Source organism: Bradyrhizobium sp. USDA 4510 (assembly GCF_054059095.1).
The window spans coordinates 9,240,944-9,264,327 of the sequence record NZ_JBSSBT010000001.1; the positions used below are offsets into that span (position 1 = coordinate 9,240,944).

The following is a 23,384-nucleotide window of genomic DNA, read 5'->3' on the forward strand; positions in this document are numbered from 1 at the left end:
ATCATGCTCTGGATCAACGGTTTTTCAGAACTTCGACGCCCGGCAGCGGCTTGCCTTCCATCCATTCAAGAAACGCGCCGCCCGCGGTCGAGACGTAGGAAAAATCGCCGCCCACGCCCGCCTGGTTCAGCGCCGCGACGGTGTCGCCGCCGCCGGCGACCGAGATCAGCTTCCTGGCCTTGGTGCGTTCGGCGGCATGTTTGGCCGATACCACGGTGCCGCGGTCGAACGGCGTCAGCTCGAAGGCGCCGAGCGGGCCGTTCCAGACCAGCGTCGCCGCGTCGTCGATCGCGGCATGGATGCGCGCGATCGATTGCGGACCGACGTCGAGGATCATGCCGTCGGCCGGGATCGCATCGAGGCCATAGGCATGGGACGGCGCGTTGGCGGCAAACTGGTTGGCGACGACAGCGTCGACGGGGAGGATGATGGCGCAGTTGGCCGCGTTGGCCTTCTCCATGATCCGCAGCGCGGTCGGGGCAAGATCCTTTTCGGCGAGCGACTTGCCGACGGCGACGCCCTGCGCGTGCAGGAAGGTGTTGGCCATGCCGCCGCCGATCACCAGCGCGTCGACCTTGCTCACGAGATTTTCCAGGAGGTCGATCTTGGTCGAGACCTTGGCGCCGCCGATGATCGCGATCACCGGCTTGGTCGGCGCTTCCAGCGCCTTGCCGAGCGCATCGAGCTCGGCCTGCATGGTGCGGCCGGCATAGGCCGGCAGCTTGTGGCCGAGGCCTTCGGTCGAGGCGTGGGCGCGATGCGCGGCGGAGAAGGCGTCGTTGACCCAGATGTCGCCGAGCTTGGCGAGCTCTGCAACGAAGCCGGCGTCGTTCTTCTCTTCCTCCTTATGGAAACGCGTGTTTTCCAGGCAGAGGATGTCGCCGTCCTTGAGGGCCCCGACAGCGGCGGCCGCGGGCTCGCCGATGCAGTCCTCGGCGAAGGCCACCGGGCGCTTGATCACTTTCGACAGCGCTTCCGCGACCGGCTTCAGCGATTCCTTGGGATCGCGTCCCTTGGGGCGGCCGAAATGGGCCAGCAGGATCACCTTGCCGCCCTTGTCGGATATTTCGGTGATGGTGGGGGCCACGCGCTCGAGCCGGGTGGCGTCGGTGACGCGGCCATTTTCCATGGGGACGTTGAGGTCGACGCGCAGCAGCACGCGCTTGCCCTTCACGTTGACGTCGTCGAGGGTGCGGAACGATTTTGTCATGGGGGGTGTCGAACTCCTGGGGTCATTCCGGGGCGATGCGGAGCATCGAACCTCAGATGCGCAATTGCGCATCGGGGAATCTCGAGATTCCGGGTCTGGTCCTGCGGACCATCCCGGAATGACGGAGCGGCAAACACGCAGATGCCCGGCGGTGAGCCGGGCATCGCGAACAGTCGAACTTAAACCAGCTTGCCGATCGCGACGGCGGTGTCCGCCATACGGTTCGAGAAGCCCCACTCATTGTCGTACCAGGACATCACGCGCACGAAGTTGCCGTTCTGCACCTTGGTCTGGTCCATGTGGAAGGTCGACGAGTGCGGATCGTGGTTGAAGTCGATCGAGACGTTCGGCGCGTTGGTGTAGCCGAGGATGCCCTTGAGCTGCTGCTCGGACGCACGCTTCATCGCCTCGTTGATCTCCTTGACGTCGGTTGCGCGCTTGGCGACGATCTTGAGGTCGATCACGGAAACGTTCGGGGTCGGAACGCGGACCGAGACGCCGTCGAGCTTGCCCTTCAGCTCGGGCAGCACGAGGCCGATCGCCTTCGCGGCACCGGTCGAGGTCGGGATCATCGACATCGCCGCAGCGCGGCCGCGATAGAGATCCTTGTGCAGGGTGTCGAGCGTCGGCTGGTCGCCGGTATAGGCATGGATCGTGGTCATGAAGCCGGTCTCGATGCCGACGGTGTCGTTCAGGACCTTGGCGACCGGCGCGAGGCAGTTGGTGGTGCAGGAGCCGTTCGAGATCACCAGGTGATCCTTGGTCAGCGTGTCGTGGTTGACGCCGTAGACGATGGTGGCGTCAGCACCGTCGGCGGGCGCCGAGACCAGCACGCGCTTGGCGCCGGCTGTGAGGTGCGCGGAGGCCTTGTCCTTCGCGGTGAAGATGCCGGTGCATTCCAGCGCGACGTCGACGCCGAGCGCCTTCCACGGCAGCTTGGAGGGATCGCGCTCGGCCGAAACCTTGATCTTGTTGTCGCCGAGGCTGATCGTGTCGCCGTCGACCGTGACGGTGCCGGGGAAGCGGCCGTGCACGGAATCGAAGCGCAGCAGGTGTGCGTTGGTCTCGACCGGGCCGAGGTCGTTGATGCCGACCACCTCGATGTCCTTGCGGCCGGACTCGGCGATGGCGCGCAGAATGTTGCGGCCGATACGCCCAAACCCGTTGATCGCGACGCGGATTGCCATGCTCGTCTCCTCTAATGCTGTTGTTAGCCCCGCGGGAGCGCTCCCACGAGGTTTTTACGGCGGAACGCCCGGTTCGGCCGGGCGCGTACGGAAAAGATGGAGCTTAGGTAATCCTTTTTTGCGACAAGCTCAACCTTGGCCGACAGGTGTCAGGCCAGCGTCAGACGCGCTTCGTGGCAGCGTTAACGACGGCTTCAGCAGTAATGCCGAAATGCGGGAAAAGGTCCTTCGCCGGGGCGCTGGCGCCGAATCCGTGCATGCCGATGAATTCGCCGTCATGGCCGATCACGGCATCCCAGCCCCAGCGCACCGCGGCCTCGATCGCGATCTTGACTGGGGCGTTGCCGATAATGGCATTTTGCCGTTCGGCGGGCTGTGCCAGCAGCAATTCCAGCGACGGGACCGAGACCACCCGCGTCGCGATGCCGCGTCCGGCGAGCTGCTTCTGCGCCTCGACCGCGATCTGGACCTCGGAACCCGACGCGAACAATGACACTTTTGCGTCACCCTGCGCCGCGACCAGCTCATAGGCGCCGTGGCTGCACGGGTTGTCGTTCGGCGCCGTGGTGCGGAGCTGCGGCAGGTTCTGGCGAGTCAGCGCCAGCACCGTCGGTCCGTCGACGCGGTTGAGCGCCAGTTCCCAGCACTCGGCGGTCTCGACCGCGTCACAGGGACGGAACACGCGCATGTTGGGCATCGCGCGGAGCGCGGAGAGATGCTCGACCGGCTGGTGCGTCGGGCCGTCCTCGCCGAGGCCGATCGAGTCATGGGTCATGACATAGACGACGCCGGTGCCCATCAGCGCCGACAGCCGCATCGCGCCGCGCGCGTAGTCGGTGAATACCAGGAAGGTGGCGCCGTTCGGCGCGAAGCCGCCATGCAGGAAGATGCCGTTGAGGCACGCCGCCATGCCGTGCTCGCGGACGCCGTAATGGATGAAGCGACCCTTCGGCGTCTTGGCGCCGAACGCCGTCGCCGACTTCGCCTTGTTGTTGTTGGAGCCGGTGAGGTCGGCGGAGCCGGCGACGAATTCCATCGGCATCGCAGCCGCAATCACCTCGATCGCGGCTTCCGACGATTTGCGGGTCGCGACGTTGAGCGGATTTTCCAGGAGTCCCTTCTTGAAGGCGCGCAGCCCCTTGGCGAGCGACTGCGGCCGCTCGTGGCGAATGCGGCGTTCGAACTCGGCGCGCTTGCGGCTGCCGAGCTGCGCGAACTGCTCGTCCCAAGCCTTGTGCTCGGCGGCGCCGCGGGCGCCTGCCTCGCGCCAGGCCTTCAGCACATCGTCGGGCACCGAGAACGGCTCGAGCGAGATGCCGAGCTTCTCCTTGGCCGCCTTGAGCTCGTCGGCGCCGAGCGCTTCGCCATGCGCCTTGGCGGTGCCGGCCTTGTGCGGCGCGCCGTACCCGATCGTGGTCTTGCAGGCGATCATCGAGGGCTTGTTGGATTTCTGCGCGCGGGTGATTGCAGCGGCAATCGCCTGCGGATCGTGGCCGTCGATCAATTCGGCGGCCCAGCCTGCGGACTTGAAGCGCTTCACCTGATCGACGGAATCGGAGATCGAGGTCGGGCCGTCGATCGAGATGCCGTTGTCGTCGTACAGCACGATCATCTTGTTGAGCCGCCAGACACCGGCGAGCGCGATCGCTTCCTGCGAGATGCCCTCCATCAGGTCGCCGTCGGAGGCAAGCACATAGGTGTGGTGGTTGACGATCTTCTTGCCGAACTCGGCGGCCAGCATCTTCTCGGCGAGCGCCATGCCGACCGCGGTCGCGATGCCCTGGCCGAGCGGACCGGTGGTGGTCTCGATGCCCTTGGTGTGGAAGTTCTCGGGGTGTCCCGGTGTCAGCGATCCGAGCTGGCGGAAATGCTTGAGCTGGTCGAGCGTCATGTCCTTGTTGCCGGTGAGGTACAGCAACGAATAGAGCAGCATCGAGCCATGGCCGGCCGAGAGCACGAAGCGGTCGCGATCGGGCCACGCCGTGTCGGCCGCATCGAATTTCAGGAATTTCGTGAACAGGACGGTCGCGATGTCGGCGGCGCCCATCGGCAGGCCGGGATGGCCGGAATTCGCCTTTTCGACGGCGTCCATGGCAAGGCCACGGATCGCATTGGCCATACGGGTGTGATCGACCTGCGTCATGATGAAAAGTCCGCCTAAAATGAGGAGCTGATGCTGGACGCATCGGGCGGGCAGCCGCGATACGCGCGTGGATGGCCTTACGGGTTGGGGGTGGATTAGCACCTCAATTCCGCAAGTCCAAGGCGATGGAACGCCTCAAAACGGGGAAAAGTTGCCCGAAATCGCCCTATTTCATTCAACGGTGCATAGTTCTGCGCCGCCGTTGCGCTGGGCTCGCTTGCCACGTAAATTTCGTCCCGTAAACGCTTGCCGAACCGCCTGTTTTGCCGTGCGGCAGGCCTGTCTTCCGCAGGCTACCAAGGCCAACCGACTTGAAAGGTCCACGCCGCGTGTCATGAGTGATCGTCTCGCCAACGGGTCTGGCAATACCGAGGCACCGCTTGCCGATATCGATGCTGCGACCAAGCGGCTGATGGCAGCGCTTGATGCGCTGGAAAGCTCGGTGGAGCGGCGCCGCGAGGCTGACCGCGACGAGAACGAATTGGCGAGCCGCATCCAGGCGCTCGGCGCCGATCGCTCCAGGCTTGCCGACGAGCTCGACGGATCGCTGGTGAAGACGCGCAAGCTCGAGCGCGCCAATCGCGAGATCGCGGAAAAACTCGACGCGGCAATCGGCAGCATTCGCGCCGTGCTCGACGGCGGAGACAGCAGATGAGCCACATCAACGTCACCATCAATGGCCGGCAATACCGGATGGCCTGCGAGGAGGGCCAGGAGGTGCGGCTCCTAAAGCTCGCGGAAAATCTCCAGCAGCGCGTGGAATCGCTGCGCGGCAAGTTCGGCGAGATCGGCGATGCGCGGCTGACGGTGATGGCGGCGCTCACCGCCTGCGACGAACTGGTCGACGCCAGCGCACGCATCCGCAGCCTCGAGGAAGAGGTCGAGCAGCTGCGCAACGCGCGCGTTGCCGCCATCGACCGCGCCCGCGCGACCCAGACCGCGGTCTCCAACGCGCTCAACGCCGCCGCGGAGCGGATCGAGCGCACCACGCAGGTGCTCAACCGCACCATCGGCGGCGGCATCGCGATCGGGTGATCTATATTTTCCGGCATCGGGTGATCTTATCCTCCCCTGGAGGGGGAGGATCGACGCTCATGAAATGAGCGGCGAGGTGGGGTGACGGTCTTTCCACACGTGTAGCGCCCGCGTTGAGAGATCACCCCACCCCGGTTCGCATTCCGCTACGCTTCATGCGTACCGACCCTCCCCCTCCAGGGGAGGGTGGAGAGAAGTGCATGAGTCTCGGCTGCGTCTTCCTTACCGCTGGCGGATTGGGGCAACGATGGCTAGATTAGCCCCCGCGAAGCTGCGTCGTGCGTCAGGAGCCATATATCCCCGGGGCCTTATCGATCCTTTAGGGAACTGTCCCTGGCCGGGTCCGTGGACCCGGACATATGGTGCCCACCTACTTTCGTAGGGAACTCCGGGATCGAGCGCTCCAACGGCCTCTGCGGCTTCGCACTGATTTTTGCTGTTGCCTTGTCGTCGCGCTGCGGCGGTTGAATTGTCTAGCAGTGTTGTGCCCCGCGATACGGGTCGTCCAGCGCACCGCGGCCTGGCCTTAACGAAAGCTAGCGTCTCTGGGATGATGGATCGTCCGTTGTCGCGGACGACGACAGCGGAAGATGGATCATGCACGCATCTCCATCGAAGGCCGAGCTCCGGGCACTTGCTCTCGCCAAGCGCGATGCGCTGAGCGACGAGCAGCGCGCGACGGCTGCCGAAGCGCTCGCCAAGCGCGGCGCGCCGTTCGAGATCGCGCCGGGCATGATCGTCTCGGGCTATGCGCCGATCCGCAGCGAGCTCGATCCGGCGCCGTTGATGAAGAAGCTTGCCGACAGGGGCGCGCGGCTCGCGCTGCCCTGCATCAATGCGCGCGGCCAGTCGCTGACCTTCCGCAGCTGGTCGCCGCAGGACCGGCTGATGCTCGGGCCGCTCGGCATTCCCGAGCCGTCGCCGGCCGCCGCCGAGGTGCATCCGGACGTGATGCTGGTGCCGCTCGCGGCATTCGACAAGCTCGGTCACCGCATCGGCTACGGCGCCGGTTATTACGACTATACCTTCGCGCATCTGCGCAAGGCCAAGCATGTGATCGGGGTCGGACTTGCCTTTGCTGCACAGGAAACCAAGGCGATTCCGGCGCTGTCGCACGACGTCCCGCTCGATTTTGTGCTAACGGAGCGCAAGACGTTCGATTTCCGGAGTAGCTAGCCTTGCGAATTCTCTTCGTTGGTGACGTCGTCGGCAGGACCGGCCGCACCGCCATCGCCGACCACCTTCCCGGCATGATCAGGGACTGGTCGCTCGATCTCGTGGTCGTCAATGGCGAGAATTCCGCCGGCGGCTTCGGCATCACCGAGGCGATCTATCAGGAGCTGCTCGACGCCGGCGCCGATGCGATCACGCTCGGCAACCACGCCTGGAATCAGAAGGAGGCGCTGGTCTTCATCGAGCGCGCGCCGCGCCTGATCCGCCCGCTGAATTTTCCGCGCCATTCGCCCGGCCGCGGCGCCACGCTGGTCGATACCAAGAGCGGCAAGCGCGCGCTGGTCCTCAACGCGATCGGCCGCGTCTTCATGGAGCCGTCCTCGAACGATCCGTTCAGCGCCATCGAGCGCGAGCTCGAGGCCTGCCCGCTGCGCGAGGGCTGTGATGCCATCGTGCTCGATTTCCATGCCGAGGCGACCAGCGAGAAGCAGGGCGTCGGCTTCTTCTGCGACGGCCGCGTCAGCCTCGTGGTCGGTACCCATACCCACGTGCCGACCGCCGATCATCAGGTGCTGCCGGGCGGCACCGCCTATATGAGCGATGCCGGCATGACCGGCGACTATGACTCGGTGATCGGCATGCAGAAGGAGGAGCCGCTGCAGCGCTTCCTCACCGGCATTCCCTCCGGCCGTTTCGAGCCGGCGGGCGGCGTGGCAACACTGAGCGGCATCGCGGTCGAGACCGACGATGCGACCGGGCTCGCGGTGAAGGTCGCGCCGGTGCGCGCCGGCGGGCGGCTCGAGCCTGCGGTGCCGGGGTTTTGGACCTAGCGAGGAAACGTAGCCCCGGATGCAGCGAAACGAAATCCGGGAATCTCTCCGCGGTCGCATTGATCCGGATTGCGCTTCGCTGCGTCCGGGCTACGAACTACGACTGCCGAAAACCCATCCGGAATGCGCCCCAGTGGCGGCCGTTCACGACGATCGGCGATGACAGGTCCTTCATCAGCACGAAATTGCCGCCGCCCATGTCGCGGCGATAGGTTTGCAACAGGAACGGTTTTGTGTTGGCCGCGACCTTGCTCACCGCGCGATCGTTGAACAGGCGGCGGTTGCGGCAATTGGCGTTGTTCCACACCGGGTCCGGCCCCTGCGGCTGCCGGTAGTTCGGATTGTGGGTCGGCAGATAGCCGCTGCGCGCCCAGGCGACGCAGAACACGATGCGCGGATCGCTCTTCTGGATCGGATCCTGGATCGCGGGCAACACGCGGTCGGTGAAGGCGACGTAGTCGGTGAGATACTGCTTCGGATTGGTGCCGGCGATCTCGCGATAATTCTCGTCCATCAATTGCGCGAGCGTGATCTCGCCGCGCGCCACGGCATTCTCGAGCAGCTCCGAGATCTGCCTTGCGGTGTCGATCACGACGCGGATCAGCGGCGTGTCGCTGGTCTGCACGCCGCTGTCGGCGATGGTCACGATCAGGCTCTCGGAGAGCTCGAGCAGTTTCGCGACGCGGCTGTCGGCGTGCTTGAGGTCGCGCGAGGAGAGATCGACGCCCTTCGCCAGCTCGTTCAGCTCCGCGATCACGCTGTCGCAATGGCCGAGATTGGAGGTCGCGGCGCGCGCCACGCTGCCGATCTCGGCGCCGACGGATGAGAAGCCTTCCTGCACGCGCATGATGATGCCCGAAATCTGCTGGGCGCCTTCGCCGGCGCTCTTGGCGCGCAACGAGGCATCGCTGCTCTCGCCGATCAGGCTGCCGATCTGGCCGTCGAGATCGCGCACGGTGTCGGAAATCTGATGCGTCGCCTGGCGGGTTGCTTCCGCAAGGTTCTTGACCTCGCTCGCGACCACGGCAAAGCCGCGGCCGGCATTGCCGGCGCGCGCCGCCTCGATGGTGGCGTTGAGCGCCAGCAGATTGGTCTGCTTGGCGATTGCCTCGATCGAACCGGAAACCTTGGCGACCTGGCTCAGCGCGGAGCCGACCGCGGCGAGCCGCGCTTCGATCCGTCCGACCGCCGCGACGAGCTCCGCGATATGGCTGACCGCGGTCTCGACCACATGGCGCGACTCCGCGATCTGGCCGACCGCGGCGGATGCGGTCGTTTGCACCGCCTGCGATGCGTTGGCGATGTCGTGATTGGCGGCGACCATCGTCTCGGCCGTCGTCTGCAAATGATGGAAGCGCTCGGACTGGCTGCTGACGCGGTTCGCGACCTCCTGGACGTTGCCGGCGATGTCGGCGAGTTCCACCCCGAGGCCGCCGATGCGGTCGGCGAGCTGGTCCACCAGCCGCTCGGCCAGCGTTCGGTCCGATGACGTATCCAGAACTGCAAGCTGCGCGGCCGACATGTCGACGCTTCCTCCGTTACAGCGGCTCGTCGGCCGCCGCAGCATTCCCCATTCCAACCCTAAAGCGTGATTCGCGCTGCCGGTCTTGCCTGAGCGCGCACTGTGTAGCCCGGATGCAGCGCAGCGAAATCCGGGACTCCTGCCCGTGGAAACATGCATCCCGGATTACGCTTCGCTGCATCCGGGCTACGAAGCGTTCAAAGCTTGTAGGCGGTGCGGAACCCGCCCCAGTGCCGGCCGCGCACGCGGATCGGTACGTCGATCTCGCGCATCATCACCGTGTTGCCGCCTCCCATGTCGCGCGCATAGGTCTGGATCAGATAGGCGCGCTGGTTGCGGCCGGCGGCGAGGCCCGCGGCGTCGTTGAAGATGCGGCGGTTGCGGCTGTTGGCGGTGTTGTATGCCACGTCGCCCGGCCGCTGCGGCTGCGAGTAGAGCTTGTTGTGGACCGGCAGATAGCCGTTCTGGTCGATCATCACGCAGAATGCCATTCGCTTGTCCCTGGCGAGGAATGCGTCCTGGAACGCCGGCAGGGTGCGCTCCGCCCAGTCCAGCATTTTGGTGCGGTACTGCACCGGGTTGGTGCCTGCGATCTCGACATAGTCGGTGTCGAACATGTCGGCGATTGTAATCGCGCCGCTCGCCAGCCCGTTCTCGAACATCTTGCTCAGCGTGCTGCCGGCTTCGATCGCGCGGGTGACGAGCTCGGCGTTCTCCTCGTGGATCGCCCACATCCGGTCTTCGATTTTTTCGCGCAGCTCGGCCGTTGCCGCCTCGAAGCGGGCCTGGCTGCCTGCCTTGGAGCGCTCGCCGACCCGGATCCGGCACGCGCCGATCTCCTGCAATGTCGCGTTCAGGGTCTCCTGCACCGGCAGCTTCCCGGCATCGGGTCCGCCGATCAGAATGCCGTCCATCGCGATCTCGTAGACCGGCGCGGTGACGAGGCCGCGCGCGGTCGTGATCTCGATCTTGAGGCTGCAGGGCAGGCGCTCGTTCTTGCGCGGATCGCCGCGCTCGTCCTGGCGCAGCAGCACCGCGCAGCGCGCTTTCAGCTTCTGGGCGAAGGCGGTCACCGCCTTGCCGGCCCTGGCGACATTGTCGCCATGCGCGGCGGCTTCGCGCGTTGCACTGTCGATCTCGCCGGCGCTGGTGCCGACCGAGACGATGAAGTGCGAGGCGGAGGCGGCGTTCTGGCCCATCTCGCCGGTGATTTCATTCTGCTCGGCAACCGCGCCGTTGACGTTCTCGAACACCGGGCGGATCTTTTCGATCGCCTGGGAGATGCGATGCACCGCGTCCGCCGATCCGGTGGCGTCCTTCTGCAACGCCTCGATCTTGCGGGTGATCTCCCCGGTCGCGCTCTGGGTCTGCACCGCCAGCGCCTTGACCTCGGTTGCGACCACCGCAAAGCCCTTGCCGGCGGCACCGGCGCGCGCCGGCTCGATCGTCGAGTTCAGCGCGAGCAGCGTGGTCTGCCGCGCGATCTGTGCGATCAGATTGACGACGTTGCCGATCGCGGCCGAAGACTCGCGCAGGCGATCGACATTGGCGGTGGCCTCGCGCGCCGCGGCCGCGGCGTCGTCGGCGAGCTGGCTCGCGCTGCGCACCTGCGCCCTGATGCCCTCGGCGGAATGGGTGAAACGGTCGGCGGCTTGCGAGAACGTCGTCGCGGTGCTTTGCGCATCGCTGCTGCGGCCGGTCAGCGCATCGGTGCGGGCGCGGATCGTAGCGAGCTTGGCAGCCGTTGCCTCGGCGCCGTCGGCGACCGAGCTCGCGGCGCGTTCGAGCTGGCGGATCATCGCGCCGAGCTCGAGTTCCAGCAATTCCAGGATCTCCTTGGAGGAATCCTTGGCCGAATCAGTCTCGGTCGAGACCTCAGGGGCTGCGGCCGCGGTTGGAACCTGCGGCGCGACGGCCGGCGCACCCGGCTCCGGCACTTGCTTTCGAAACAAACCGAACGCCATGTGGGCTCTTTGGGGCTGTGGAAAGTTGCGGCGGGACGGGGCGATCCTCGCACCCGGGCATGAAGTCATGGTTAACAAGTGCCTCATATTCCGGCTTGCGGTAGTATTCCTCCGCCGGAGGGCCCCGCCGATCCTTTGATTTTGACCGTGAGGGGCCTATAAGGCCGCGTTTTCCATCCCTGTTCAGACCCTAAGCTCCGAAGAGACGTCGCATGGCCGGCCATTCCCAATTCAAGAACATCATGCACCGCAAGGGCCGGCAGGATGCCCAGAAGTCGAAGCTTTTCGGCAAGCTGGCCCGCGAAATCACCGTGGCGGCCAAGCTCGGCACCCCGGACCCGGCGATGAATCCGCGGCTGCGCGCCGCCGTGGTCGCGGCCCGCGCCGAGAACATGCCCAAGGACAATATCGACCGCGCCATCAAGAAGGCCGCCGGCAATGAAGGCGAGAACTATGACGAGATCCGCTACGAGGGTTATGGCCCCGGCGGCGTCGCCGTCATCGTCGAGGCGCTGACCGACAACCGCAACCGCGCCGCTTCCGATATCCGCTCCTTCTTCACCAAGTCGGGCGGCAATCTCGGCGAAACCGGCTCGGTCGCCTTCATGTTCGACCGCACCGGCATCATCGAATACGACGCCAAGGTCGCCTCCGACGACGCCATGCTGGACGCCGCGATCGAGGCCGGCGCCGACGACGTGGTCTCCAGCGAAGGCGGCCACGAGGTCTACGCCTCGCAGGACACTTTCCGCGAAGTCGCAAAAGCGCTGGAAGCGAAGTTCGGCGAGCCGCGCAAGGCGGCGCTGACCTGGAAGCCGCAGAACACCGTTTCGGTCGACGACGAGACCGGCGAAAAGCTGCTGAAGCTGATGGACCTGCTCAACGAGCATGACGACGTGCAGAACGTGTTCGCCAATTTCGAGGTGTCCGACGCACTGATCGCGAAGATGGGCGGGTAGTTTGCTTTGTCATTGCCGAGCTTGACCCGGCAATCCATCAAAAAGCAAAGGCTTCTATGATCGATGGATGCGCGGGTCAAGCCCGCGCATGACGATTGCGGCTATTGTGCTTTCCCGGGTATGAGGCTCCGTTTGTGTTTCGTTCTCCCGGCGCAGGCGGTATCACTAGCCCATGACATCCCAGCCGATTCGCTCTCCCGTCCGCATCATCGGTATCGATCCGGGTCTCCGCCGCACCGGCTGGGGGGTGATCGAGACCGAAGGCAATCGTCTCGTCTATATCGCCTGCGGTTCGGTCGAGCCGCCGGACGATCTGCCGCTGGCGAGCCGGCTGCTTGCAATCCATGAGGGGCTGGCCGCCGTGCTCGGCGATTACAAGCCTGTGGAGGCGGCGGTCGAGCAGACCTTCGTCAACAAGGACGGCGTTGCCACCCTGAAGCTCGGCCAGGCGCGCGGCGTCGCCATGCTGGCGCCCGCAATGTTCGGTATCTCGGTCGCCGAATACGCGCCGAACCAGGTCAAGAAGACCGTGGTCGGCGCCGGACATGCCGAGAAGAACCAGATCCAGGTGATGCTGAAAATCCTGCTGCCGAAAGCCGAGCCGCCGTCCGCCGACGCCGCGGACGCGCTCGCGGTCGCGATCACCCACGCCCATCACCGCCAGAGCACCGCGCTGCGGCTCAGGGTGGCGAGCCTATGATCGGCAAGCTGAAGGGCCTGATCGATTCCTATGGCGAGGATTACGTGATCCTCGACGTCGGCGGCGTCGGCTACCAGGTGCATTGTGCGAGCCGCACGCTGCAGGCGCTGCCGTCGCCGGGCGGCGCCGCCGTGCTCTCGATCGAGACCTATGTCCGCGAGGACCAGATCAAACTGTTCGGCTTCCGCAGTGATCACGAGCGCGAATGGTTTCGCTTGCTGCAGACCGTGCAGGGGGTCGGCGCCAAGGTCGCGCTCGCGGTGCTCGGCACGCTGCCGCCGACCGATCTCGCCAACGCCATCGCGCTGCGCGACAAGGCGGCGGTGGCGCGGACGCCGGGAGTCGGGCCGAAGGTCGCCGAGCGCATCGTCAGCGAATTGAAGGACAAGGCGCCGGGCTTTGCGGATGTCGATCCCGCGGTGGTGCAACTGTCTGGCGCGATCGACAACAACCGCGCGCCGCGTCCTGTCACCGACGCGATCTCGGCGCTGGTCAATCTCGGCTACGGCCAGCCGCAGGCCGCCGCCGCCATCGCCGCCGCCTCGCGCAGCGCCGGTGAGAAGGCCGAGACCGCGCAGCTGATCCGGCTGGGGTTGAAGGAACTGTCGAAGTGATCAGTGGATTGGAGCGCCTCTGTTCTTCACCTCGCCCCGCTTGCGGGGAGAGGTCGGATCGCATCGCCGATGCGATCCGGGTGAGGGGGTACAGGTCTCGACACACATTGCGCTCGCGGAAGCAGCCCCTCACCCCAACCCTCTCCCCGCAAGAGCGGGGAGAGGGAGAACAATCTCGTGTTAGTCTCGCATCATGAATACGCCCTCGCGCATGGTCTCGCCTGAACGCCGCTCCGACGATGTCGGTGACACCGCGCTGCGGCCGCAGTCGCTGACGGAGTTCGTCGGTCAGGCCCAGGCACGCAAGAATCTCTCGATCTTCATCGAGGCTGCGAAGAAACGCGGCGAGGCGCTCGATCACGTGCTGTTCGTCGGTCCCCCCGGCCTCGGCAAGACCACGCTGGCGCAGATCGTCGCGCGTGAGCTCGGCGTCGGCTTTCGTGCCACCTCCGGCCCTGTCATTGCGAAGGCCGGCGATCTCGCGGCGCTGCTGACCAATCTCGAAGAACGCGACGTGCTGTTCATCGACGAGATCCATCGCCTCAGCCCGGCGGTCGAGGAAGTGCTCTATCCCGCGATGGAGGATTTCCAGCTCGACCTGATCATCGGCGAGGGTCCGGCGGCGCGCTCGGTCAAGATCGAATTGTCGAAGTTCACGCTGGTCGGCGCGACGACGCGCGCAGGCCTGCTCACCAATCCGTTGCGCGACCGCTTCGGCATTCCGATCCGGCTCAATTTCTACACCGAGGAAGAGCTCGAGAAGATCGTCACCCGCGGTGCCCGCGTGCTCAATATCGGCATGAGTCCTGATGGCGCCAACGAGATCGCGCGCCGCGCCCGCGGCACGCCGCGCATCGCCGGCCGCCTGCTGCGCCGGGTGCGCGACTTTGCCTCCGCGGCGGACGCCGATTCCGTCGACCGCGGCATCGCCGACCGGGCGTTGAGCGCGCTCGAGGTGGACAGCGCCGGGTTAGACGCGATGGACCGGCGCTATCTCACCACCATTGCCTTGAACTATGGCGGCGGGCCGGTCGGCGTCGAGACCATGGCGGCGGCGTTGTCGGAGCCGCGCGATGCGATCGAGGACATCATCGAGCCCTATCTGATCCAGTGCGGCTATCTGCAGCGTACTCCGCGTGGCCGGCTTCTGACCTCGCACGCCTTCCGCCATCTCGGCCTCGCCGAGCCGAACCGCGATCCCTCGCAGTTCGGCCTGTTCGGCAGCAATGGCGACGAGGACTGACGCATGATCCGGAAGAGGGCGAAGCGGTTTTCATGCTCGAACAAAAGCCCTCCGCTCTCGAAGACGTGAAGAGACGTGTTGATGCGGCGCGTCGCGCCGCCGGTAACCTTGCCTGCTAACCATTGCGGCATCTCTGCAGGCTGTCTGCACAAGCACGGCCCAATTTCGCTCCAATCAAAGGGCCTATGATAGCCCAGAGTGTTTTCGACAAGCGCCAGGCATCACCGATCACACGTCCATGATTTCACGTCGTCATTTTCTGCGCGGGTTCGGCGGATTGACCGCCGCCACCGCTTCGACCGCGGCCTATGGCTTGAGCGAGCCGGTCGTCCGCCTCGCGCTCACGCGCTACGATCTGTCGCCGCGGCAATGGCCGGCGGATTTTCCGCTCAAGATCGCCGCGCTCGCCGACATCCACGCCTGCGATCCCTGGATGTCGCTCGATCGCATCGCTGAGATCGTCGAGCGGACGAACGGTCTGAACCCCGACATCATCGTGCTGCTCGGCGACTATGTCGCCGGGCTGCGCCACGTCACCCGCTTCATTCCGGCCTCCGACTGGGCCGCGGTGCTGAAGGGCCTGAAGGCGCCGCTCGGCGTACACGCCGTGCTCGGCAACCACGACTACTGGGAAGACAAGGCGGTACAGCGCCTGGGGCGCGGCATCCCGCTCTCGCGCCGCGCGCTGGAAGGGGCGGGGATTCCGGTCTACGAGAACGACGCGGTGCGGCTCGCCAAGGACGGCCGTCCGTTCTGGCTCGCCGGTCTCGGCGACCAGCTCGCCTTCATGGCGGCGCGGCCCTATCGCCAGGTCACGCGCATCGGCGTCGACGATCTCAACGCGACGCTTGCCAAGGTCACAGACGACGCGCCGGTGATCCTGCTCGCGCATGAGCCCGACGTCGCGCTCCGGGTGCCCTCGCGCGTCGCGTTGCAGCTGTCCGGCCACACCCATGGCGGACAGGTCCGGCTGCTCGGCTGGTCGCCGGCTGTACCGGTGAAGCACGGCATGCGGCTCGCGTATGGCCATATCAAGCTGAAATGCGACGTCGTCGTCTCCGGCGGCCTCGGCTGCAGCATCATGCCGTTCCGCCTCGGCGTGCCGCCCGAGATCGTGCAGGTCACGCTCGGCGCAAAGGGGCCAGTGGTGTCCTGAGCGCGCTTGCGTGGGCGAGAGCTGCGCATCGGATGCGGGCCGACGGCGGTTCCGTCGAAAGTAACTGCTGTATCCGTTCCGGTTCCGGAGTGGCGCCTTTCGACATGGCCGCGATGAAGGATGGTAAGTTGCCGCATATTTCTGTGGGCGGTACCCTTCACCCTAAGGTAGCGGGAGGGATTGCGCAAAATGCAGGATTGGTATCCCAAGAAGCTCGTCGTCGGCGTTCAGGGGACGACAGGCACCTACGAGTTCATGAAAACCGTTTTCGGCCGGGAGCAGCCGTTCCGTTACGCCGAATTTGGAATCTACATGGCGGATACCGCAAGAAACGTCTGCCAGCTGTTTCCCGAGTGTGAGCTGCATCTTTTCGATTTCAACGATGCGGTCCAGCGCGCGGAGACAAAGCTCAGCGCCTACCCCAACAAGATCTCATATTTCGGCAACACCCAGAAGTTCAACGATTCCTACAACTGGTCTCTCATGAAGCTGATCAGGCAGTATGAGGGCGCTCCGATCTATGATTATTGCTTTCTCGACGGCGCGCACACGGTCGCAGTCGACGCTTTGAACTACTTCTTGTGCGACAAACTGCTCAAGGTTGGCGGTTACATGGATTTCGACGACTATGAATGGCGTCTGAGGGGATCGTCACTCGATCCGACGAAAATTCCGGCAATCGGCGATCAATATACCGATGAGCAGATCGACGCTTTTCAAGTCAAGATGATCGTTGACGACCTGGTCAGAACAGATCATCGGTACCAAGAGGTCGTCAGAAACAAGGTATTCCAGAAGGTCGCCTGATCCAGATCGCCAGCCGATCCCAAGATTTCCCGACCGTGCTTGCGTCGGCCGGCGATTTTGCGCAATACGAACCAAAGTGTTGCGCAATCGGGGGCTGCAAATGACCTCACCCATTCTCGACGGCCAGATCCGCGAGGGCCGCCACCATATGCAGGTCCGCGTCTATTACGAAGACACCGATTTTTCCGGCATCGTCTATCACGCCAATTACCTGCGCTTCATGGAGCGCGGCCGCACCAATCATCTCCGCCTGATGGGCGCCGAGCAGCAGGCGCTGTTCGATGAAGCGCAGGAGGTGACCGGCGGCTTCACCTTTGTCGTGCGCTCGATGACGCTCGACTTCCTCAAGCCGGCGCGGATGGACGACGTGCTCGACGTCGTGACTTGGCCGATCGCGGTGAAGGGCGCCTCCATCATGCTCGCTCAGGAAGTCCGGCGCGGCGATGACGTGCTTGTGAAGGCCGAGGTCCGCGTCGCCTTCATCAGCGGCGGCCGCGCGCAGCCGATCCCGAAGGCTATTCGCGCGCTGATGAAGGCCGATCTGGCTTAGAGCGTTTTCGAGCGAAGTGGGTACCGGTTCGCGTGAAGAAAACGCGTCAAAACACGAATCCGGAGCCCCGTTCCGATACAATCGGAACGGAATAGGCTCCAACTATCGGGCGATAGGAAACGCCCCATCGACTCTTTGGGACGCAGCGCTAGATTGCGCTGTAAACAACGAGGGATCGCCAATGTCACGCCCGCCGCTGCCACCCTTCACCCGCGAGACCGCCGCGCAGAAAGCGCGCATGGCGGAGGACGCCTGGAATTCGCGCGACCCGGTTCGGGTTGCCGGCGCCTATACCGAGGACAGCCGCTGGCGTAACCGCTCCGAGGTGTTTCAGGGCCGCGAAGCGATCGTGGCCTTCCTGACCCGCAAATGGGAAAAGGAGCAGGAGTATCGCCTGATCAAGGATCTCTGGGCGTTCGACGGCAACCGCATCGCGGTCCGCTTCCAGTACGAATGGCACGATGCCGGCGGCAACTGGTTTCGCTCCTACGGCAACGAGCAGTGGGAGTTCGACGAGCACGGCCTGATGCGCCGCCGCGAGGCCTCGATCAACGACATCGCGATCTCGGAGAAGGACCGCCGCTTCCATTGGCCCGCCCCGGGCCCGCGTCCGGCCGACGTGCCGGGCCTGGGGCACGAGCCGTTCTGATCGGCTCTCCGTAGCCTTGTAGCCGGATGGAGCGAAGCAAAATCCGGGACGATCTCTCCTGTTGTGCGGTCGATCCCGGATCGCGCTGCGCTCCATCCGGGGCTACGGGTCGTTGTGGTGACTCATCGAAAACGTTTGCGCGTCTCGAAGAGGGCTGATTTATGCTGGTCGGCGATTGCAACCTCACCGCGTCCGCCGGATCCATTACATGCCAATTGAACGTTCTACAGCCGTAGTGCTGGCAGGCCTCTTGCTCGCGACTGCTCTCATCCTTGCCCAGCCCGCGGCTGCGCAGAGCAGCGCAGACCATTCCGCAAAATGGGGGCCGCTGTTTCGCTCTCAGGTCACCAAGTGTTGGCGTAAACCTGCCCCCGTTGGGGACGAGGCAGCGAACATAAAGTTGGTTCTCGAGATCAGGCTGACGCGCGAGGGCTCGCTGGCGGAGCAACCGTCGGTGTCGTCGCAGAACAGTCCGGCCGTGTCAGACTACTCCCAAGCCTATCGCAAGAGCGCGCTGCAAGCGATCACGCTATGCCAGCCATATTCCTTGCCGGCCGAATACTACGATGAATGGAAATACTTCATGCCGGTGTTTCTAGAGATGCCGTCCCCTCCCGGCGCAGGGGTGTCCGGGGAATGATTCACTGTGTCGCGGTGCATGCTCGGCAGGACCGAGGCAAATCGGTCTTTTCTGGTTGTCGAGACACAGAGGGCCGAGCATGCGATATCGCGGTAGCATTTTTGGAAGGCTGCTTGAACCGATCAATCGACGGCAGTTTCAGACGGTTGTGGATCGTCTGGACGGGGATGCCTACGACAAGTCGTTCAGGAGCTGGGATCATCTGGTGGCGCTGATCTATGCCCAGCTTAGCGGCAACAGCAGTCTGCGCGGGGTGGTGACTGGCTTCAACGCCAATTCGCAGCATCACTATCACTTGGGAACCGGCAAGCTGTCGCGCTCGACGTTGTCCGATGCCAATGCCCGCCGTCCGATCGGCATTTTCGCGCAAACCTTTGCGGCGCTGTCGGCGATGGCGCGTCGCCAGCTGCGGAGTGAAGGCATGGAGATGGTGCGTCTGATCGACGCCAGTCCGATCCCGCTCGGCAAGGTCTGCAGTTGGGCGACGTGGAACGGCCGCATCCGCGGCATGAAGCTGCATGTCGTCTACGACCCAAGGAGCGATGTCCCGACCTGCGTCGAGATGACGGCCGCGAACGTCAATGACATCGAGATCGGCCGACAGACCCCAATCCAGCCCGCCACCACCTATGTGTTTGACAAGGGCTATTGCCGTTTCGACTGGTGGCAGAAGATCAATGATAGCAAGGCTTTCTTCGTTACCCGGGCGAAGACGAGCATCCGTCTTCGCTCGCTCAGGCATCGCGCCATCCGCAAGCGTAACGGGGATGGCTTCGAAATCCTTGCCGATGACGAGGTGAAGCTCACCAGCAAGGGCGATTCGCGCCTTCCAATCCCGCTCCGCCGCATCAAGATCAGACGCGAGAAAGGCGGCAAGATCACACTCCTGACCAACGACCTTGCCCGTAGCGCCGTCGAGATCGCCGCCCTCTACAAGAGCCGATGGCAAATCGAGCTGCTGTTCCGCTGGATCAAGCAGCATCTCGATATTCGCAAGTTCCTCGGCGCCAACGACAACGCGATCCGCCTTCAGGTGCTCGCTGCGATGATTGCCTACCTGCTGCTGCGCATCGCCGCTCACACCAACTGCATCAAAATGCTCCCGCTCAGGTTCGCCGAACTCGTCGGCCAGCTCCTGCTCACGCGTCGATCCCTCGCTGCCATCGACAAACCTCCGCCCATCAACCCCAGCCGTCGGAAATCAACCATCTCACCTGACCAGATGGAGCTCCGCTATGCCTGAATTTCCCCGGACACCCCTGCTCCCGGCGGGAAGGGGAAGCCTGCAGCCGGGGAGCTCGATAAGCGCAAGCTTTCAATTTGCCGAGGATGCTGACCGCGGCACCCCTTCACCTCGCCCCGCTTGCGGGGAGAGGTCGGATCGCATCGCAAGATGCGATCCGGGTGAGGGGGTACAGGTCTCACCGCATTCGCAACTCGCGGAAGCGGCCCCTCACCCCAACCCTCTCCCCGTAAGAACGGGGAGAGGGAGAGAAGACTGTGCCTCCGTCGTAAGAAGCCTTACGCCGCCGCCTTATGCCGCGCGATCTCGGCCTTGTAGAGTTCGAACTCCTCCGCGATCGCCTTCGCGACCGAGGGACGGGCGCGCAGGCGCTCGTAATAGGCCTTCAGCGCCGGCCATTTCGCGAGCTCGATCGGTGGCGTTGCCATGGTCCAGTTGATCACGGTGACGAGATAGGCGTCGGCGACGCTGAAATGATCGAGCAGATAGTCGCGGCCCTTCAGGTGCTCCTCGAGATAGTCGAGCCGCGAGACGTATTTCTCCACGGCATAGGTCTTGGCCTCCGGCGGCGCCTTCTTGTCGAGCAGCGGCAGGAACAGGCCCTTGTGCAGCTCGGTGCCGATGAAGCACAGCCACTGATGCAGCTTTGAACGCTCGGCATTCGACGCCGTGCCGATGCCGGCGCGCGGAAACTGGTCGGCGACATATTGCAGGATCGCGGCGTTCTCGGTCAGCACGACGCCGTCGTCGGTGCGCAGCGTCGGCACCAGGCCGAGCGGGTTAACCTTGTTGAAGTCGGAGCCGTCGTTGCGCACCGCCTTGGTCTTCGGATCGACCTCGAGATAGTTGGCCGGCTGGCCCGCTTCATAGAGCGCGACGCGGGTCGCCATCGAGCAGGCGAGGGGCGAGAAATAAAGGTCCATGGGTGCCTCCAGGGTCTGGCGCGGGGGTCCGGCCGTTGTTGATTTTTTTGTACTGTCTTGGATAATATTGGTCGCGTCAAGAAATTAAATGCGAAATGGTACAAAAAAGTAAAAGGCCGCCAACTGCTGCCAAAATCGCGGGGCCGATCGCGCCGAAGCGCCGCGGGCGGCCGCGCGCCTATGAGCCCGATGTCGCACTCGGCAAGGCGCTCGATCTGTTCCGACGCGACGGCTTTGCCGCGACCTCGCTCGATGATCTGAGCGCTGCGACCGGCATGAACCGGCCGAGCCTCTATGGCGCGTTCGGTGACAAGCGCGAGCTCTACATCAAGAGCTACCAGCGCTATCGCGATGATGCGCGCGCCGCGATGGTCGATATCTTCCGCGCCGACGCGCCGCTACGCGAGCGGCTCGAGCGCATCTATCGCATCGCGCTCGACATCTATCTGTCCGGCGAGTCCGGCCCGCGCGGTTGCTTCACGGTGATGACGGCGGCGTCCGAGGCGGTGTCGGATCCGGGCATCCGCACCATGGTGGTCGAGGGCCTGACCGAGCTCGACAAGGCGTTCGGCATCTGCTTCCGCCATGCCAGGGAACGCGGGGAACTGCCTGAGGAGACCGATCCGGCGTCGCTGGCGCATCTGGCGTCCGCCACCATCCACACCATCGCGATCCGCGCCCGCGCCCGGGTGCCGCGCAAGGAGCTCGAGGCGATCGTGAAGGGCGCCATCGACGTGCTGTGCGGCGCGAAATAGCCGTCCAAATTTTCTCGCCAGGCAAATGTCGGGCGCTGGCTTTCCCGCCCGTCTTCCGTAAGGTCCCCCCACTCACGGAAGCGGAACATCATGGGAAAAGTCAGGACTTCAGCATTCTCGGTATCGATCGACGGATTCGGCGCGGCGCCGCGTCAGAGTCTCGAAAATCCATTCGGCGAAGGCGGCATGGTGTTGCCCGGCTGGTTCCTCCAGACACGGACGTTCCGCCAGACATTCGGCCAGGACGGCGGCACCACCGGCCTCGACGACGAGATCGCGCGCAAGTCGATGGAGGGGATCGGCGCCTGGATCCTGGGCCGCAACATGTTCGGCCCGATCCGCGGGCCGTGGCCGGATCATGCCTGGAAAGGCTGGTGGGGCGACAATCCGCCGTACCACACGCCGGTGTTCGTGCTGACCCATCACGCGCGGCCCGACATCGAGATGGAAGGCGGCACGACGTTTCACTTCGTGACCGACGGCATGCTCGCGGCGCTGGAGCGGGCGCGCGCGGTTGCCGGTGACAAGGACATCCGCGTCGGCGGCGGCGTCTCGGTGGTGCGGCAATTCCTGCAGGCGCGTCTGCTCGACGAGCTGCAACTGGTGCTGCCGCCGGTCGTGCTCGGCGCCGGCGAGAGTTTGTTCGCGGGCCTCGATCTGCCTGCCCTCGGCTACGCCGTCGTCGCGCATGTCGCGAGCTCGCACGCGACCCACGTCACCTTCGCGCGCAAATCCTAAACCGCTCACGCCTGCGTCAGCAGCGTCACCTCAATTCCGGCATCGAGAAGAGCGTCGAGCTCGCCTCCGACCGGCTCGCCGAACTCGTTGCCGGGATGGGCGGCGGCGCTAATACCCCCGCTTGCGATCGACGAGGTTTTCCAGCGCGCCGCCGGCCTCGAAGCGCGCGATCTGCTGCGCGACATATTTCGAGATCTCGTCGGCGTCGGTGTCGGCGGCGTTGTGCGGCGTCAGCACCACCTTCGGATGGCTCCAGAACGGGCTCGCCTCGGGCAGCGGCTCGGTCTCGAAGACGTCGAGCGAGGCGGCGCCCAGCGTGCCGTCATCGAGCGCGCGCAGGATGTCGGCCTCGTTCTGCAGGCCGCCGCGGCCGGCATTGATGATGACGGGCGCGCCGAGCGGGCTCTCGCGGTTCAGCTTCGCGAACGCGTCGCGGTTGAGCACGTGCCTTGTGTCCGGCGTCAGCGGCAGCAGGCAGACCAGGATGTTGGTCTCGCGCAGGAATGCGTCGAGCCCGTCCGCGCCGTGATAGCAGGCGATGCCGTCGATCCGCTTCTCGCTGCGGCTCCAGCCGACGACGCGGAAGCCGAGCGCGCGCAGTGCCAGCGCCGCGGCGGCGCCGAGCGTGCCGAGCCCCATGATGCCGACGGTGATCGCGCTCGCCGCCCACTGATAGTCCGGCGCCCAGCGCTTCACCCGCTGCGACTCGCGCAAATAGAGCTCCTGGCGGTGATGCATCAGCACGTGCAGCACGACATATTCGGTCATGCGGTCGGTGAGATCGGAGACCGCGACCCGCACCAGCGGCACGTCGGGCAGCGAGCGATCAGCCATCAGCGCGTCGACCCCGGCGCCGAGATTGAAGATGACGCGCAGGTTCTTGAATGCCGCGAGCTCGCCCGGCTTCGGCTTCCACACCGCGGCGTAATGCACCTCGGCGGGATCGAGCGCGCCGTCCGGCAGCAGCACCACGCGGCGGTCCGGGCAGACCGCGTCGAACCGCGCCTTCCAGCGCCCCGACGACCAGTTTTCCGAGCCGCCATTGATCAGCAGCGCGAGCGCGCCCTTACCCATCCCGATACCTCCAACGTCTATGTGATGCATGTCACAGAGCGGGTCCGGCCCGCTCATATGTCCTGCCATCAACAGGGGAGAACTTCCATGCGCAAACTGATCCGGGCGTCGGCTTTCATCCGCGCCGCCGGCGCCACGGCCCACGCCCGTGCTCGTAAACGCTGACACGCCGGCTGAGGCTCAACCGACCGTTGCTCCAACGCAGGGCGAGGCCCGGTCGGCCCGATCGCAGGCTCAGGCGCAACCCGTGGCGTCTCCGCGGCAGCAGG

At 64.9% G+C, this 23,384-nt stretch carries 23 protein-coding genes and 1 other RNA gene; 17 read left to right on the forward strand and 7 right to left on the reverse strand.

All coding sequences use genetic code 11. The annotated features are described in order from the left end of the window. Positions 1 to 13: 13 nt before the first annotated feature. The 3 genes from ACVMDN_RS42995 to tkt all read right to left on the reverse strand — a co-directional run bounded on the left by ACVMDN_RS42995 (position 14) and on the right by tkt (position 4,540). Positions 14 to 1,210, reverse strand: coding sequence for a phosphoglycerate kinase (locus ACVMDN_RS42995; protein ID WP_141341967.1), 1,197 nt, complete (start codon positions 1,208 to 1,210; stop codon positions 14 to 16). Positions 1,211 to 1,389: 179 nt separating this feature from the next. Then, entirely contained in the window at positions 1,390 to 2,397 is a 1,008-nt protein-coding gene (gene gap, locus ACVMDN_RS43000; RefSeq protein WP_016842563.1) for a type I glyceraldehyde-3-phosphate dehydrogenase, read from the reverse strand. A 160-nt stretch (positions 2,398 to 2,557) separates the two neighbouring features. Continuing rightward, positions 2,558 to 4,540 (reverse strand): transketolase, encoded by a 1,983-nt coding sequence (gene tkt / locus ACVMDN_RS43005; protein ID WP_076825019.1) that lies wholly within the window; start codon positions 4,538 to 4,540, stop codon positions 2,558 to 2,560. A gap of 334 nt (positions 4,541 to 4,874) precedes the next feature. On the opposite strand from tkt, the gene ACVMDN_RS43010 reads away from it, so the two are divergent. The 5 genes from ACVMDN_RS43010 (at position 4,875) to ACVMDN_RS43030 (ending at position 7,578) form a co-directional block, all read left to right on the forward strand. Further along, complete coding sequence (locus ACVMDN_RS43010) at positions 4,875 to 5,195, forward strand: DUF4164 domain-containing protein (protein WP_018269681.1); 321 nt, start codon at positions 4,875 to 4,877, stop codon at positions 5,193 to 5,195. Further along, entirely contained in the window at positions 5,192 to 5,575 is a 384-nt protein-coding gene (locus tag ACVMDN_RS43015; RefSeq protein ID WP_028332812.1) for a cell division protein ZapA, read from the forward strand. The genes ACVMDN_RS43010 and ACVMDN_RS43015 overlap by 4 nt, the downstream gene beginning before the upstream one ends. A 265-nt stretch (positions 5,576 to 5,840) precedes the next feature. Beyond that, positions 5,841 to 6,001, forward strand: a non-coding RNA gene (gene ssrS / locus ACVMDN_RS43020) — 6S RNA. A gap of 171 nt (positions 6,002 to 6,172) precedes the next feature. Further along, positions 6,173 to 6,751, forward strand: a complete 579-nt coding sequence (locus ACVMDN_RS43025; RefSeq protein ID WP_057016202.1) for a 5-formyltetrahydrofolate cyclo-ligase — start codon at positions 6,173 to 6,175, stop codon at positions 6,749 to 6,751. Positions 6,752 to 6,753: 2 nt separating this feature from the next. Further along, positions 6,754 to 7,578, forward strand: coding sequence for a TIGR00282 family metallophosphoesterase (locus ACVMDN_RS43030; protein ID WP_076825021.1), 825 nt, complete (start codon positions 6,754 to 6,756; stop codon positions 7,576 to 7,578). Positions 7,579 to 7,675: 97 nt separating this feature from the next. Here ACVMDN_RS43030 and ACVMDN_RS43035 read toward each other — a convergent pair whose 3' ends face one another. Next, a complete protein-coding gene (locus ACVMDN_RS43035; RefSeq protein ID WP_076825022.1) occupies positions 7,676 to 9,100 on the reverse strand; it encodes a methyl-accepting chemotaxis protein in 1,425 nt (474 codons plus the stop codon). 197 nt (positions 9,101 to 9,297) lie between these two features. After that, positions 9,298 to 11,064, reverse strand: a complete 1,767-nt coding sequence (locus ACVMDN_RS43040; protein ID WP_076825024.1) for a methyl-accepting chemotaxis protein — start codon at positions 11,062 to 11,064, stop codon at positions 9,298 to 9,300. A gap of 212 nt (positions 11,065 to 11,276) precedes the next feature. Between ACVMDN_RS43040 and ACVMDN_RS43045 the strand changes: the two genes are divergently transcribed. The 10 genes from ACVMDN_RS43045 to ACVMDN_RS43090 all read left to right on the forward strand — a co-directional run bounded on the left by ACVMDN_RS43045 (position 11,277) and on the right by ACVMDN_RS43090 (position 19,625). Continuing rightward, positions 11,277 to 12,023 (forward strand): YebC/PmpR family DNA-binding transcriptional regulator, encoded by a 747-nt coding sequence (locus ACVMDN_RS43045; RefSeq protein ID WP_028332817.1) that lies wholly within the window; start codon positions 11,277 to 11,279, stop codon positions 12,021 to 12,023. A 172-nt stretch (positions 12,024 to 12,195) separates the two neighbouring features. Then, a complete protein-coding gene (gene ruvC, locus ACVMDN_RS43050) occupies positions 12,196 to 12,723 on the forward strand; it encodes a crossover junction endodeoxyribonuclease RuvC (protein WP_076825026.1) in 528 nt (175 codons plus the stop codon). Beyond that, positions 12,720 to 13,337, forward strand: a complete 618-nt coding sequence (gene ruvA, locus ACVMDN_RS43055) for a Holliday junction branch migration protein RuvA (RefSeq protein ID WP_038386561.1) — start codon at positions 12,720 to 12,722, stop codon at positions 13,335 to 13,337. Before ruvC ends, ruvA begins: the two co-directional genes overlap by 4 nt. A gap of 193 nt (positions 13,338 to 13,530) precedes the next feature. After that, the gene (gene ruvB / locus ACVMDN_RS43060) at positions 13,531 to 14,580 is read left to right on the forward strand and encodes a Holliday junction branch migration DNA helicase RuvB (RefSeq protein WP_057016206.1); all 1,050 of its coding nucleotides are present in this window, start codon (positions 13,531 to 13,533) and stop codon (positions 14,578 to 14,580) included. 238 nt (positions 14,581 to 14,818) lie between these two features. After that, positions 14,819 to 15,736, forward strand: a complete 918-nt coding sequence (locus tag ACVMDN_RS43065; protein ID WP_141341961.1) for a metallophosphoesterase — start codon at positions 14,819 to 14,821, stop codon at positions 15,734 to 15,736. A gap of 189 nt (positions 15,737 to 15,925) precedes the next feature. Beyond that, the gene (locus ACVMDN_RS43070; RefSeq protein ID WP_076825032.1) at positions 15,926 to 16,543 is read left to right on the forward strand and encodes a hypothetical protein; all 618 of its coding nucleotides are present in this window, start codon (positions 15,926 to 15,928) and stop codon (positions 16,541 to 16,543) included. A gap of 100 nt (positions 16,544 to 16,643) precedes the next feature. Continuing rightward, positions 16,644 to 17,093 (forward strand): tol-pal system-associated acyl-CoA thioesterase, encoded by a 450-nt coding sequence (gene ybgC, locus ACVMDN_RS43075; RefSeq protein WP_076825034.1) that lies wholly within the window; start codon positions 16,644 to 16,646, stop codon positions 17,091 to 17,093. Between the two features lie 181 nt (positions 17,094 to 17,274). Then, positions 17,275 to 17,742, forward strand: a complete 468-nt coding sequence (locus ACVMDN_RS43080; RefSeq protein WP_076825036.1) for a nuclear transport factor 2 family protein — start codon at positions 17,275 to 17,277, stop codon at positions 17,740 to 17,742. Positions 17,743 to 18,142: 400 nt separating this feature from the next. Continuing rightward, entirely contained in the window at positions 18,143 to 18,382 is a 240-nt protein-coding gene (locus tag ACVMDN_RS43085; protein ID WP_456843680.1) for a hypothetical protein, read from the forward strand. 79 nt (positions 18,383 to 18,461) lie between these two features. Next, positions 18,462 to 19,625, forward strand: coding sequence for an IS4 family transposase (locus tag ACVMDN_RS43090; protein WP_057015126.1), 1,164 nt, complete (start codon positions 18,462 to 18,464; stop codon positions 19,623 to 19,625). Between the two features lie 278 nt (positions 19,626 to 19,903). On the opposite strand, the gene ACVMDN_RS43095 is transcribed toward ACVMDN_RS43090, so the two are convergent. Further along, complete coding sequence (locus ACVMDN_RS43095) at positions 19,904 to 20,548, reverse strand: glutathione binding-like protein (protein ID WP_076827742.1); 645 nt, start codon at positions 20,546 to 20,548, stop codon at positions 19,904 to 19,906. A 95-nt stretch (positions 20,549 to 20,643) separates the two neighbouring features. Between ACVMDN_RS43095 and ACVMDN_RS43100 the strand changes: the two genes are divergently transcribed. After that, the gene (locus ACVMDN_RS43100) at positions 20,644 to 21,303 is read left to right on the forward strand and encodes a TetR/AcrR family transcriptional regulator (protein ID WP_141342872.1); all 660 of its coding nucleotides are present in this window, start codon (positions 20,644 to 20,646) and stop codon (positions 21,301 to 21,303) included. Between the two features lie 90 nt (positions 21,304 to 21,393). Next, positions 21,394 to 22,041, forward strand: a complete 648-nt coding sequence (locus ACVMDN_RS43105) for a dihydrofolate reductase family protein (RefSeq protein ID WP_076827738.1) — start codon at positions 21,394 to 21,396, stop codon at positions 22,039 to 22,041. Positions 22,042 to 22,149: 108 nt separating this feature from the next. On the opposite strand, the gene ACVMDN_RS43110 is transcribed toward ACVMDN_RS43105, so the two are convergent. Next, on the reverse strand, positions 22,150 to 23,115 hold the full coding sequence (locus tag ACVMDN_RS43110) for a 2-hydroxyacid dehydrogenase (protein ID WP_076827737.1): 966 nt from the start codon (positions 23,113 to 23,115) through the stop codon (positions 22,150 to 22,152). Positions 23,116 to 23,384 lie beyond the last annotated feature (269 nt).

Coding starts and splice junctions, on each gene's coding strand:
- ACVMDN_RS43105 (WP_076827738.1), top strand. CDS start 21,394: ATGGGAAAAGTCAGGACTTCAGCATTCTCGGTATCGATCGACGGATTC.
- ACVMDN_RS43035 (WP_076825022.1), bottom strand. CDS start 9,100: ATGTCGGCCGCGCAGCTTGCAGTTCTGGATACGTCATCGGACCGAACG.
- ACVMDN_RS43095 (WP_076827742.1), bottom strand. CDS start 20,548: ATGGACCTTTATTTCTCGCCCCTCGCCTGCTCGATGGCGACCCGCGTC.
- ACVMDN_RS43110 (WP_076827737.1), bottom strand. CDS start 23,115: ATGGGTAAGGGCGCGCTCGCGCTGCTGATCAATGGCGGCTCGGAAAAC.
- ACVMDN_RS43015 (WP_028332812.1), top strand. CDS start 5,192: ATGAGCCACATCAACGTCACCATCAATGGCCGGCAATACCGGATGGCC.
- ruvC (WP_076825026.1), top strand. CDS start 12,196: ATGACATCCCAGCCGATTCGCTCTCCCGTCCGCATCATCGGTATCGAT.
- ACVMDN_RS43090 (WP_057015126.1), top strand. CDS start 18,462: ATGCGATATCGCGGTAGCATTTTTGGAAGGCTGCTTGAACCGATCAAT.
- ACVMDN_RS43080 (WP_076825036.1), top strand. CDS start 17,275: ATGTCACGCCCGCCGCTGCCACCCTTCACCCGCGAGACCGCCGCGCAG.
- ybgC (WP_076825034.1), top strand. CDS start 16,644: ATGACCTCACCCATTCTCGACGGCCAGATCCGCGAGGGCCGCCACCAT.
- ACVMDN_RS43100 (WP_141342872.1), top strand. CDS start 20,644: ATGGTACAAAAAAGTAAAAGGCCGCCAACTGCTGCCAAAATCGCGGGG.
- ACVMDN_RS43045 (WP_028332817.1), top strand. CDS start 11,277: ATGGCCGGCCATTCCCAATTCAAGAACATCATGCACCGCAAGGGCCGG.
- ACVMDN_RS43065 (WP_141341961.1), top strand. CDS start 14,819: ATGATTTCACGTCGTCATTTTCTGCGCGGGTTCGGCGGATTGACCGCC.
- ruvA (WP_038386561.1), top strand. CDS start 12,720: ATGATCGGCAAGCTGAAGGGCCTGATCGATTCCTATGGCGAGGATTAC.
- ACVMDN_RS43070 (WP_076825032.1), top strand. CDS start 15,926: ATGCAGGATTGGTATCCCAAGAAGCTCGTCGTCGGCGTTCAGGGGACG.
- ACVMDN_RS43040 (WP_076825024.1), bottom strand. CDS start 11,064: ATGGCGTTCGGTTTGTTTCGAAAGCAAGTGCCGGAGCCGGGTGCGCCG.
- ACVMDN_RS43010 (WP_018269681.1), top strand. CDS start 4,875: ATGAGTGATCGTCTCGCCAACGGGTCTGGCAATACCGAGGCACCGCTT.
- tkt (WP_076825019.1), bottom strand. CDS start 4,540: ATGACGCAGGTCGATCACACCCGTATGGCCAATGCGATCCGTGGCCTT.
- gap (WP_016842563.1), bottom strand. CDS start 2,397: ATGGCAATCCGCGTCGCGATCAACGGGTTTGGGCGTATCGGCCGCAAC.
- ACVMDN_RS42995 (WP_141341967.1), bottom strand. CDS start 1,210: ATGACAAAATCGTTCCGCACCCTCGACGACGTCAACGTGAAGGGCAAG.
- ACVMDN_RS43025 (WP_057016202.1), top strand. CDS start 6,173: ATGCACGCATCTCCATCGAAGGCCGAGCTCCGGGCACTTGCTCTCGCC.
- ruvB (WP_057016206.1), top strand. CDS start 13,531: ATGAATACGCCCTCGCGCATGGTCTCGCCTGAACGCCGCTCCGACGAT.